Here is a 12,255-nt window from a genome sequence, read left to right as displayed (position 1 = left end):
AATTACTAACTTTTAACTCACAAGTTGGACTGATAAAATTTGACCGAATTGAAATATGCTTTTTGCCAAATTCTTGTAGGAATAATTCATGAATTATCCCTACATTTTTATGAGAAATTTCTAATGAACGCCCATGCTAGCAGCTTGATTCATTTGGCATTGAGTACACAAACCAAAAAATTCCAGTGTGTGGTAGAAAATCTTAAACTTATGACTGGATTCCAATTCGCTTTCGAGATTATGAACGGGACATTGATTAATTGGAATTGAAAGGCCACACTGGAGGCAAGTTAGGTGGTGTTTGTCTTGCTGGGCTAGGTTATAGAGGGCTTCACCGTTAGCCAAAGTCCTAACCTGCACCATACCTTCTAGTTTTAAGGCCTCCAGGGAACGGTAAACCGTTGCTAAACCCATGCTTTGATTTCGATTACGTAATTCTACGTAAATATCTTGGGCAGAAATGCCTTGTTTAATGGTTTTCAGCAGGCTCAAAATTCGCTCTTGACTGCGGGTGTGTATGGCTCTCATAGACTATTATTTAAATTCGCCACTGTAGTAGAAGCTGTTATAATTGACAACTAATTAATTAACTTTAACCGCTTCGTAATCTTATTTTCGCTCAGTTGGGGCATAAAGTTATAGTATAGCGATCGCAGCATTCAGCAAAAAGCCTGTGCAAAGGAAGTATATAGCTAAAATTTTCGTGACGCTTCGTCCTTCAGTCTTAGACCCTGCTGGTGTGGCTGTACAATCCGGTCTCCAGCAACTGGGATACAACAATGTTGAACAGGTGCGGATTGGTAAGTACATTGAACTAACCATCACTTCGACTGAAGAGATTAAAGCGCGTCAAGACCTTGAACGTATCTGTGACCAAATGTTAGCAAATCCGGTAATTGAAAATTATCGCTTTGATTTGATAGAGGTGGAAACACAAACGGGAGTCATTTAACAGGGGTTGGGGAATGAGGGAGAACGGGAGAAGATTAATTTCCCACTCCCCACTCCCCACTCCCCACTCCCCACTGCTAATGACCAATGACTATTGACTAAATCATGAAATTTGGGGTTTTGGTTTTTCCGGGTTCTAATTGCGATCGCGATGTGGCGTATGTCACCAGAGAATTGCTGGGTCAACCGACTCGCATGGTTTGGCATCAAGACACAGACATCGCTGATGTGGATGTAGTGATTGTACCGGGTGGTTTTAGTTACGGGGATTATTTGCGTTGTGGTGCGATCGCTCAATTTTCGCCTGTGATGCAGCAGGTGATTAACCATGCTAAACAGGGTAAGTTTGTTCTCGGTATTTGTAACGGTTTTCAGGTATTAACTGAAGCTGGATTGTTACCAGGAGTATTAACCAGAAATCGAGATTTGCATTTTATATGCGATCGCGCCCCCTTGAAAGTTGAGCGTACTGATACCAATTGGACGCAAGCCTATACAACGGGTGAAACTATCACTTTACCCATTGCCCACGGTGAAGGGCGATTTTATGCTGATCCAGCGACTTTATCAGCAATTGAAGATCATGGGCAAGTCCTCTTCCGCTATGCAGGAGAGAATCCCAACGGTTCACTTAACAACATCGCCGGAATTTGCAATCGACAAGGCAATGTTTTGGGCATGATGCCGCACCCAGAAAGGGCTTCAGATGCCGCGCTGGGGTGTAGTGACGGGTTGAGGTTATTTCAAGGTTTGTTAGAGCAAATAGCCGCCTTAGCGTAGAGTTTTATCTCCGCGTCTTTCATAGCAAACAAGGTAGGGGTGCAGCAATGCTGTACCCTTAAATATTTTGTATAGTCCTAAAGTTCATTTTCAAAATTTAGGAGATATCTTCACACATTATTTTGTCTATATTGTCATTAATTATCCTGTATATTGTGGCAAAATCTTTCTCCATAAAAGTATCCCAAAATAACTGAACCTTATTTATTAGCTCTTCCACATCACTATCTTCGTAATCTTTAGATGTAAGAATTTGCTTTTTATAAATAGTTGTCCATTTTTCTGTCCAACGAGTTGGCTTAAAAGGCGGTATATGATGTTTAGATAATTCATAGATATTTTTGCGTTTATATTTGTGTTCATCTTCCGCCGGTCCAATTTGTACCTTGATTACAAGAAAATTAGACTGATTTTCAAAAACAAAGTAAAGAGGTAATGTTAAATCTCTCCATTGTGTAAAGGCAAAAGATATCCACCTCTTGCCATAAAGTTCTACAAATATTTGTTTGGAATCACTATATTGACTTACTAGTTCATAAATATTAGTGGCCATTTCTGTTTGTAAATCAGGACGATGTTCAAAGATTAAATCTAGAGCCTGCTTATGTTTAAAGTATATTTTACGGCAGAGTTCAGCAACTTCTGAATCACTCACAATATGCCTCCTAAGTAATGTAGAATAATGAGTCAGTAAGGTATAAATATCTGTACCAAGTATTGATTTATATCCTGCACAAATATTATCAATTATTTTAACTAATTTAGAATAGCTATATATTCTCCAATTTTCATCTGATGGTGGTATTCCTTCTGGTGTTAGATAAATTAAAATTACTTGACAATCTTTATATTCTTGCTCAATAACTTTTCGGTATCTTTTTAAATTACCTATATATTCTCCTGCATCAACTTTGTTCTCTATTGCACATACTATTTTGTTCTGTGGAGAGTGTATAAAAATATCAATATGTTGCCATTCTCGTCTAATTTCAGCGTCTGTTAAATCAGCAATGTCTATATCAACGGGACTAATTTTTGTATACTGGATATCTGTAGGCTCATACTCTTCTAAAAGTACTCGCTTGAGAAATTGCTTGAGAAAAATATCATTGAGTCTGTGGTTTTCAGATGGATTTAACAGAAATGCTAAAAAATTTGAATGCTTTAATTCTTGACGCACTACGCCAATTGCTTCAAAAATATTAAATCCAGCAAGTTTTGATTCTAGATTCTCTAATTCTTCATTATCAACTATAAAATTTTCCAGAAATCCTCGTTCTGTTGGGGGCATTGTTATTACTACTGAATTATTTACTGGGATGACAGTTCTATTGTTCCCATAAATTCAGCAAGAATATAATTTATAGCGCATAATCAAAAAAATATATAATTGTCACCCAGATTCCGTAGGTGCGATCGCTATTCTCCTGCTAACAATAATACTTCAGCATACAACTGTTCACGAATCCAGAAGCCATTGGCAATCAAATCATCTAATATCGGTCGTACTTCTAGCACAAACCCTTGTTGTTTAGCAGCCAGCAAAATGCCTAATAATCCAGTCACTCGCAAACCAATTTTAACTGCTTCATTTCTGCCTCTTCGTTCATCAATAATCAGTCTATCAGCTTTCAACTCGACAGCAAGGGCGATAGCTTCAGCCTCACCTGGATCTAAATTGACTTTTAGAGTCTGAAGCAGATCAAAATTTGTCACAGGTAAAATGTGAATCCAATCTACAGATTGAACCGCAAGTGTACCAGGGTCAGTGATACCAGAATCAATAATTTCCTGATAAACCCGTGGTGGAATAATAATTTTGCCATAGAGTTGCTGCAACAAAGCTAACTGCCTAATAGCAGCTAGATTACTAATTGGTGAAGTGTTACAAACAATAATCATCGCCAATTATTGGCTTCCAAACTCTTCACGTCCTCCCTAAGTTCGGCTATATCATAGTGCAGAGGAATTTGACGATTAGCAAGTAATCGCTGAAATTGCAGTTGATTCATACCCGCAAAATTACTCGCCTGTCCCAAGGTAAAACGCTCTTGTTGAAAAAGCATAACTGCAATTTCTTTTAGCAATTCAGTGTCAGACATTTGGATTGTCTGTAATATATCGTCTGAAATCACAACGCTCATAGTTTCATTGCCTAATTAACGCCTCTAAATTCAGAATACATCAAGCCTATAAAGGCGAGGTGTTTCACTGTAAACAACGAATTGCAATCAATAATCCTCGCGCCTTATTCAAAGTCTCCTCATATTCTTTTTCCGGTTCAGAATCAGCCACCAAACCAGCACCAGCTTGGACAGTTACAGTATTATTCTGCAATACAATTGTGCGAATGGCGATCGCACTATTCAATTGTCCTTCAAAATCATAATACCCATAGACACCAGAATAAACACCCCGGCGACTCGGTTCTAACTCATTAATAATTTCCATCGCCCGAATTTTAGGCGCACCACTCACAGTCCCCGCAGGGAAACAAGCTTTGAGTAAATCCCAAGCGGTCTTATCTGGTGCTAACTTACCCACCACATTACTCACAATGTGCATGACATGGGAATAACGCTCAACGATCATTAACTCATCAACTTTGACACTACCACTTTCACAAACCCGCCCCAAATCATTCCGCCCTAAATCAACTAGCATCACGTGTTCCGCAGTTTCCTTGGGGTCTTGGAGTAAATCCTCAGCAAAGGCTTCATCTTCCTTTGTCGTTTTCCCCCGTGGACGTGTACCCGCAATGGGGCGGACTGTGGCTAATATCCCACCATCTGCATCCCGTTCGGCTTTGACCATCACCTCTGGACTGGAACCGATAATTTGCCAATCTTGGAAGTTAAAGAAAGCCATGTAAGGCGAAGGATTTATCTGGCGCAGGGAACGATAAAGCGCGAAGGGGTCGCCTGTGTATTCTGTTGATAAACGCTGGGAAATTACTACTTGGAAAATATCGCCAGCTTTAATATATTCTTTAGCCTTCTCCACACTAGCGCAAAATTCTGGACGAGTGAAATTGCTGGTATATTCCTCTATTCCCCCGACATTCTGCGTTCCTGGGGGAGTCCATTCTAAAATAGTTTTTTGTGGCGACACAGGTAAAGATAACTTACACAGCATCTGGGTAACGCGATCGCACGCTTGTTCATACGCCGCTTGCAAATCTACTTCCGGATCACGTAAATCTGCGTAGGCGATCGCCCAAATTTTCCGCTTCACCTGGTCAAAAATCAACAGATGGTCTACCTGCATCCATAATCCATCAGGGATATTACGCTCATCTGGTGGATGAATTGGCACACGTGGCTCAATCCAACGAATCAATTCATAGCCCCAAAACCCAAACAATCCGCCAATTCCCGGCGGTAGTTGGGGTAAGGTCACAGGTTTAAAAGGTTCCAAACATTGGGCTAAAGCTGTAAAGGGGTCGCCTGTAAACACAACTTGGGAACCGTCTCGATGCGTCTGGGTTGTGGTGTCATCCTTAGCTGATAAAATCCAGAGCGGATTGCAACCGAGTAAACTATAACGTCCGATTTTTTCCCCACCTTCCACCGATTCCAGCAAAAAACTATAAGGCTGACCAGCACAAACTTTATACCAAGCTGAAACAGGTGTATCTAGGTCTGCTATCCATTCCTGATACACCGGAACAAAATTACCTTGTAAAGCTAGCTGCGAAAAATCAGAAAAATCGGGGAACATCATAGAATTTTGGGAATGGGAAAATTAGAGAATGGGGAATAGAGAAATTAGAGAATGGAGATAGCAAATTTAGGTATCAAATTTGTCCCCTTCCTTTCACTACTCCCTACTCCCCACTTTCTATCTAAACGTCAGCATCGTGGGTAGCTTTACCACTGAACTTAAGTTTGGCGGGACTGGGGTTTTCCCCAATGCTGCGAGGTACATGACGTACTTTTTCGCGTCCTGCGTTGACTTTTTCTGGGAACACACCATCAGCCGGATGAATGAAAGTGGTTTCTCCAGAGGGTAAAATCCGGTAAATTTTGTAATCTGTGATTTTGAATTTCCGGAGTTGACCGCCCAATGCGATACCATATTCTTTACGAGCTATGTATAGCAGGTTTTCGCCTTTGAGCATAGTGGCTGAACCACCTGTAGGCATTTCAAAAACTTGTTCTTTGGGGCTTGTCCAAGTGATCGCGTACTTTTCTTCTTCTCTTGCTTTGGTCAGCAAACCGCCAGTGCTACCACCAAATAGCGGAGTTTGTCCAGAAAGTGTTTCTGCCATAAAGGTGTCTCTCTCTCAACGTTTTTACGGCATCCTAACATTGCCAACATGATCATGTTGCGATCGCGTCATAGACTGTAACAGTTTTTAGTCATTCGGTCATTAGTCATTGGTGATCAAACTCCCCCCTCTCCTTAGTAACTACGGTGTACACACAAGTGATCTGATCCCCCTAAATCCCCCTTAAAAAGGGGGACTTTAAGAAATTTTCCCCCCTTCTCAAGGGGGGTTAGGGGGGATCGAAACGCTGTTAGGCAACTTGATAAGACTTGTGTGTACACGGTAGCTCCTTAGTAAGGAGAGGGGCTGGGGGTGAGGTTCTTCTGAGAATTACAACTTGCTCTTAACTTTTGGTCGCTTCTCCTCATAACTCACCTGAGCGATAGGAACAGTGAAATGAAACTGGCTACCTTGGTCTTTACCATTTGATTCTGCCCAAATTTCCCCACCCCAGCCAGTGACAATTTGACGACTAATTGCCAATCCTAAGCCCGTCCCGCCCGTGGTACGCCGCAGCGCTCCTTCTTCTTGATAAAAGCGGTCAAACACTATTTCTAGGCGATTGGGTTCAATACCACGTCCAGTATCAGCCACAGTCACCTCCACCATCTGGTTGCTGTTTTGGGTGGCGGTAATTGTAATCTTGCCTTCAGGCAATGTAAATTTACAAGCGTTATCCATCAGTTTTGCAATTACCTCCACCAGCCAATCACCATCAGCTCTGACTAAAGGCAGATTTTCGGCAATTTGAGTTTTGACTTGGGGGGGTTTCTCGGCTGAGGAACGGGTGCGAAGTCGGCTGAGGGCTAAATCCACACATTCTTGTAAAGTCAGGGATTCTGGATGCCATTCTACCCTGCCGCTTTCTAAGTTAGACAGGGTGAGGAAATCTTGCACCAGTTTCCGCATTCGTTCTGAGTCGGAAAGTGCAGTACTCAGCATTACCTGCTGCAATTCTAAAGGCATATCTGGTTCAGTCGCCAGACTTTCTAAGCACACCTGAATTGTGGATAGGGGCGTGCGGAGTTCGTGTCCTGTAATGGCGATTAAGTTGCTGCGGGTGCGGTCTAGGGCTTCTAGTTGCTGGTTGAGGTCTTCGAGGTTGGCGTAAGCTTCGGCTTGAATTAACGCTGCGCCCATTTGGGTGGCGATCGCCTTCACCAAGTCTAATTCCCCTGGTTGCCATTCGTGGGGTGGTACACTGCAATAATGCAATTCCACAATCCCTAACAACCGTCCTTGAAATAAGACTGGTTCGATTAACCAAGAACGAATGGCAAATTTTTTGGCAATTGCAGACAGTTTTTTGGATTTGGTCACACGAGGATCACTCAGCGTATCCGCTACACAAACGCCCTCACCATTTTGGATTGCTTCTTGAAATAAATGATTTTCCTCTAATTGCCAACTTTGCCCACCCACAGGTAAAACACCAGGAATCAAAAACTCGTGTTTAATATCTGCTTGGGCATCTGTAGCCTGAGCGCGGTAGATTAAACAACGACTAGCCCCTAGATGTTGTCCTAGCTCTTGGGCAGCCACTTGGAGGATTTCGTGGGGGTCAAGCGATCGCCTAATGGCTGTACTAATGGAATTGACTAAACGCTCTTTTCGTGCTTGGGCAGTGATGGAACGATAGGCTTTATGCAATTTATACTGACTAGCTTGCAGATAAGTCACCAAGCGCTGCACAAAGGGGTCAGTGTCGATATCACAAGCAAATTCCGTCACTTGTGCTGCTGGGGAATAATTTCTGGTTTCCCCAATCCCAAACCTCTGGCGAGCCTGTTTAATCTTGTCTCCCAAATCTGGTCTGTAAACTGAAATTCTGTCTAATAGCAAGTCAGCCGCTTTGAGGCTAACTCCTCGTTCTGATGTCCAGATTCCCTCAAACCTCCGAGCCGTGTCCATATCTAGACTAGGAGTAAATTCTGGTATTTGCTGGTTTTTGGCAATGGAACCCAGGCTTTCCCGGCACACCAAGCAAGTAGCATAATTATTAGCAATCACCACCAAATGCCATTCTTGACTTAAGGCATCTTCTGGCTCAAAGGCTACCTTTTCATAATATTCCGAACTGTTGGTAAAGTCTGTCTCTGGTGCGGATAAGACGTATATTTGATTACTACGCATAGCCAAACGCTGATAGCGATGAGCTTCTTGGCGATAGTATCGCTCTCGTTGGAAGCTAGCAATTACCAAAGGCTGCTCCAAAGTTGCAGCCAAAACCTGATCTTCCATCGCATGGGAAAGCGCTGTTAGTGAAGCCTTGAAATATAGCTGGGGTCGCAGGTAAGGTATAGATTGTAGCAGATCACTCAGCACGGAAGACGAAATGCTCATGAATATCGTTAAAGAAAAGCCCAATCACAATAAAGATTCAAGTCATAGCTGCATTGTACAAATTACAACGGACTATCAAGTGCAGCAGACAGTTGAAATATGTAAAGAATCGTTAACTACACTTTTCACCAAGGTAGTGACAGTGTTAGAAAAATTTCCCGAACTAGAACAATAAAAATAGTATATTCATGGCTCATATCCTGGGATGTAGGAGTTTTTTACTACATTATTTTGATATTTATCTTGCAGTTTTTTTTGTTTCATTTTCTGGCATTATCAAGTTAAAAATCGTATGCTACTAAGCCCAATATACATTCAAGAGACATCTTTGTTATCAACTTTAGCCACAGTGTATTTACCTAAAATTACCTATAAGTGCAAAATAAGCTAATTTACGATTCTTTCACTTGCTCATTTTATCAACTTTTAGGCAAATATTTGAGTACCTATACTTGGCACAGTCTAAAAACCATAATTTTGAGATTTTCAAATATTGCCAACTTATTTTTTATATAGCGGTTTTCATAAAAGTGAGAACAGTGTTGAGAACTCAAATTATTAAAGCAACTGGCTTGATAATCAGCACTTTGCTATATTCACGTTCAAAGAATTATGACTGCTGGATTAATTGGATTAACTTAAAGCCATTTTTTCACCCATTTGTTATAAGAATATCCCAAAGTTATTCCAGCCAGTTTATAGGATTGCAGGACTTAATTTTTCAATAGAATTGTCAAAATCGGCAACTTTAGCATCATGGCTAAGTATTCTCTTTGCATGAGGACTGAGGAGGTTTATAGTTCGATGAATTAGCTAAAAATCACTGTTTTTCAGCCTTGACTTTAAATATAGAAAATATAATCTGGTAAAGATTTATGATCAATTTCCTGTCTGCGCCTTTGGTAAAAATCTGTGCATCTTAATTTGACACAAATAGACTGAAACCTTTTTATAAAAGCACTTTCCCCTGTTGACCCCATTGATATATACCTGGAAAAAGGAACTCTCGCTCATGACACCGGATACACTGACGACCCTGGAAAAAATTTCTTTAGATGGCAAAAATTTTACTCCCGCAGCACAATTACCTATACCAGAATGGCCTTCTGTTGTAAGTGAAAGACCACAACCAACTCTGACAGTCAAAGATGATGATTTATTTTTGGTGACGGATACAATGGGGAACATTTCTGGCTGTTCTCTACAGGATGGTAATCCTAACGTGGGACTATTTTGTGCTGACACCAGATTCCTGAATCGTCTAGAGTTGCAAATTGACAGGCGATCGCCTATTCTTCTGAGCAGTACTGCTGAAAAAGGTTTCTCCATTTCCGTTTTATGTACTAACCCGAATATTGACGAACACTTAAAGGCTGAAACCATCGGTATTCGTCGAGAAATGGTGCTGAATGGGGCGCTATTTGAAGAAATTGAAATATCTAATTACAGCACCACAAACGTCAGCTTTGAATTAAGTATCAGCTTCGATGCAGATTTTGTGGATTTATTTGAGGTTCGCGGTGCTAAGAGAGAAAAAAGGGGTCAACTTTTACGGTTAGTAGAATCCACAGATCAAGAATCTTTGACCTTAGCCTATCAAGGTTTGGATGGCTTATTAATGGAATCTCGTCTGCAATTCCAGTATCGCCAACCAGACGATTTCAAAGGTTACACAGCTATTTGGCGGTTGGAGTTAGCTTCTCACGAAACCCAAAAGCTAGGTTACAGAGTCAATATGTTGACTAACAATCAACCCAGTTCTACGGTGAGTGCAGCTTTTACCTTAGTACAAGCCAAGGCGGCTGAGTTGATGGAAGAGCAACAATGGATACAGCAAATTACACACATTAGATCAGATAAAAGTCTGTTTAATCGTGTAATTGAGCGTGCTGAACAAGATATGTATTTGTTGCGTCAGTCTTTTGGGAAGAATAAGACTGTTTCTGCGGGTGTCCCTTGGTTCTCAGCCTTATTTGGCAGAGATTCGCTGATTACAGCTTCCCAAACTCTGATGCTAAATCCTCAAATTGCTAAAGAAACCTTGATGATATTAGCCTCATATCAAGGTAAAACCGAGGATGATTGGCGCGAAGAAGAACCAGGGAAAATTTTACACGAGTTAAGGTTTGGGGAAATGGCGCGGTGTGAAGAAATTCCCCATACACCCTACTATGGTACTGTTGATGCGACTCCCTTGTGGTTGATGTTGTATGCTGAATACTACGCTTGGACTCACGATCAAGAAACTCTAGAGAAGCTTTGGCCGAATGCTCTAGCAGCGATGGAATGGATTGACCGTCATCTCCAACACAGTAGCTATTTGACTTATTACCGTAAATCTAAACGTGGGTTGGCTAACCAAGGATGGAAAGATTCTGGCGACTGTATCGTAAACCATAAGGGTGAGTTAGCCGAGGGTCCCATTGCTTTGAGTGAGGTACAAGCTTATGTTTATGCAGCCAAAATTCAGCTAGCAGAAGTTGCTAAGATGAAGAAGCGGCTAGACTTAGCAGAACGCTGGCTAGATGAGGCTAGACACTTGAAGGTGCGTTTTAATCAAGATTTTTGGATGAAAGACGAAGATTTCTGCGCCTTGGCTTTGGATGGCGATGGTAAACCAGTGGAAAGTATTACATCTAATCCTGGACACTGTTTAAGTTTAGGAATTTTCACACCGGAAAAAGCCTACAGTGTGGCGGAACGGTTGCGCGCGCCAGATATGTTTAATGGCTGGGGAATTCGGACTTTGAGCAGTTTGTCACCAGCGTACAATCCAATGGGTTATCATATTGGTTCAGTTTGGCCTCATGATAATTCTCTCATTGCTATGGGATTGCGATCGCTCGGTCTAATTGATCAAGCTTTAGAAGTGTTCCAAGGTTTGTTTGATATGACTAGTCAGCAACCATATCAACGTCCTCCAGAACTTTTCTGCGGTTATGAACGCAATGGAGACCATGCGCCGGTACAGTATCCTGTTGCTTGTTCACCCCAAGCTTGGGCGACTGGTACTATATTTCAACTGCTGCAAATGGTAGTTAATTTAGTCCCCGATGCTCAAAATAATTGTTTACGAATTATTGATCCGACTTTACCAGAATCAATTAATCGTCTATCGTTTCATAATTTGAAGGTTGGCGCTACTATCCTGGATTTAGAGTTTGAGCGCTCTGGAAGTACAACAGCTTGTCGGGTTGTGAAAAAACGCGGTAATCTGCGGGTGGTGATTGAAGCTTAACCAGAGGGGTTTATAGGGGTTTATTTATAGACCCCTATCTTGATTATCTCACGCAGAGGCGCAGAGGCGCAGAGAGAAGTTCTCAACAAGAGTAGGAGTAGAGCTAGTTTATGGTGACACCAATAATACAACCAGCCACTCAAACCTTATTTGACCAAGATTATTATCTGTGGCTGAGGACAACTATCAACCAACTTCGCACGGGACAGTTTTCTGCGGTGGATTTGGATAATTTGTTAGAAGAATTAGAAGATATGGGTAGACGTGAGAAGCGCACAATTAAAAGTTTATTAATTAAGCTTCTGGAACATCTACTAAAACTCAAGTGTTGGGATACCGAGAGAGAACGAAATCAAGGACATTGGAAAGGGGAAATTAGGACATTCCGCAGACAGATACAAGATGAACTTAAAGATAGTCCGAGTTTAAAACCTTATATTTTAGAAATATTTGACCAATCTTATCAAGAAGCGAGAAAAGAAGCAAGCGATCGCACGCAACTAATTCTCGATATCTTTCCCCTCATACCCATTGGTTCCTTAGAACAAATCTTAGACGAAAACTGGTTTCCCGAATCTAACTCAAAACAGTAAAAAATTGATTTATCAGCGTTTATCGGCGTTTATCAGCGTTTAATTATTCTTATCTAGACTCTAGTCCCATAAAGGGGTTC

The 12,255-nt window shown here is 41.4% G+C and carries 11 protein-coding genes; 4 read left to right on the top strand and 7 right to left on the bottom strand.

Features of this window, described 5'->3' with window-relative positions:
- Window positions 1-120: 120 nt before the first annotated feature.
- The gene (locus tag ACM0OW_RS11915) at window positions 121-528 is read right to left on the bottom strand and encodes a Fur family transcriptional regulator (protein ID WP_414550301.1); all 408 of its coding nucleotides are present in this window, start codon (window positions 526-528) and stop codon (window positions 121-123) included.
- A gap of 145 nt (window positions 529-673) precedes the next feature.
- Between ACM0OW_RS11915 and purS the strand changes: the two genes are divergently transcribed.
- Both purS and purQ read left to right on the top strand, forming a co-directional pair.
- Window positions 674-952, top strand: coding sequence for a phosphoribosylformylglycinamidine synthase subunit PurS (purS, locus tag ACM0OW_RS11910; RefSeq protein WP_006197636.1), 279 nt, complete (start codon window positions 674-676; stop codon window positions 950-952).
- A 104-nt stretch (window positions 953-1,056) separates the two neighbouring features.
- Window positions 1,057-1,731 (top strand): phosphoribosylformylglycinamidine synthase subunit PurQ, encoded by a 675-nt coding sequence (gene purQ, locus ACM0OW_RS11905; RefSeq protein WP_414550300.1) that lies wholly within the window; start codon window positions 1,057-1,059, stop codon window positions 1,729-1,731.
- Window positions 1,732-1,828: 97 nt separating this feature from the next.
- Here the strand turns inward: purQ and ACM0OW_RS11900 are convergent, their stop codons facing one another.
- The 6 genes from ACM0OW_RS11900 to ACM0OW_RS11875 all read right to left on the bottom strand — a co-directional run bounded on the left by ACM0OW_RS11900 (window position 1,829) and on the right by ACM0OW_RS11875 (window position 8,344).
- On the bottom strand, window positions 1,829-3,022 hold the full coding sequence (locus tag ACM0OW_RS11900) for a PD-(D/E)XK nuclease family protein (protein WP_414550299.1): 1,194 nt from the start codon (window positions 3,020-3,022) through the stop codon (window positions 1,829-1,831).
- 128 nt (window positions 3,023-3,150) lie between these two features.
- Window positions 3,151-3,633 carry a DUF3368 domain-containing protein gene (locus ACM0OW_RS11895; protein WP_414550297.1) on the bottom strand — a complete coding sequence of 161 codons (483 nt, stop codon included), beginning with the start codon at window positions 3,631-3,633 and terminating at the stop codon, window positions 3,151-3,153.
- The gene (locus ACM0OW_RS11890; protein WP_414550296.1) at window positions 3,630-3,875 is read right to left on the bottom strand and encodes a UPF0175 family protein; all 246 of its coding nucleotides are present in this window, start codon (window positions 3,873-3,875) and stop codon (window positions 3,630-3,632) included. The genes ACM0OW_RS11895 and ACM0OW_RS11890 overlap by 4 nt, the downstream gene beginning before the upstream one ends.
- A 64-nt stretch (window positions 3,876-3,939) precedes the next feature.
- On the bottom strand, window positions 3,940-5,454 hold the full coding sequence (gene trpE / locus ACM0OW_RS11885) for an anthranilate synthase component I (protein ID WP_414550295.1): 1,515 nt from the start codon (window positions 5,452-5,454) through the stop codon (window positions 3,940-3,942).
- A gap of 121 nt (window positions 5,455-5,575) precedes the next feature.
- Entirely contained in the window at window positions 5,576-6,001 is a 426-nt protein-coding gene (locus tag ACM0OW_RS11880) for a photosystem I reaction center subunit II PsaD (protein WP_414550294.1), read from the bottom strand.
- A gap of 330 nt (window positions 6,002-6,331) precedes the next feature.
- A complete protein-coding gene (locus ACM0OW_RS11875; RefSeq protein WP_414550293.1) occupies window positions 6,332-8,344 on the bottom strand; it encodes a DICT sensory domain-containing protein in 2,013 nt (670 codons plus the stop codon).
- A gap of 1,012 nt (window positions 8,345-9,356) precedes the next feature.
- Between ACM0OW_RS11875 and ACM0OW_RS11870 the strand changes: the two genes are divergently transcribed.
- Together ACM0OW_RS11870 and ACM0OW_RS11865 are read left to right on the top strand one after the other, a co-directional pair.
- Complete coding sequence (locus ACM0OW_RS11870) at window positions 9,357-11,582, top strand: glycogen debranching N-terminal domain-containing protein (protein ID WP_414550292.1); 2,226 nt, start codon at window positions 9,357-9,359, stop codon at window positions 11,580-11,582.
- 110 nt (window positions 11,583-11,692) lie between these two features.
- Window positions 11,693-12,175, top strand: coding sequence for a DUF29 domain-containing protein (locus ACM0OW_RS11865; protein WP_414550291.1), 483 nt, complete (start codon window positions 11,693-11,695; stop codon window positions 12,173-12,175).
- Window positions 12,176-12,255 lie beyond the last annotated feature (80 nt).

Source organism: Anabaena sp. CCY 0017 (genome assembly GCF_963920885.1).
Classification (GTDB): Bacteria; Cyanobacteriota; Cyanobacteriia; order Cyanobacteriales; family Nostocaceae; genus Nodularia.
This window is presented reverse-complemented; position numbering and strand designations above follow the sequence as displayed.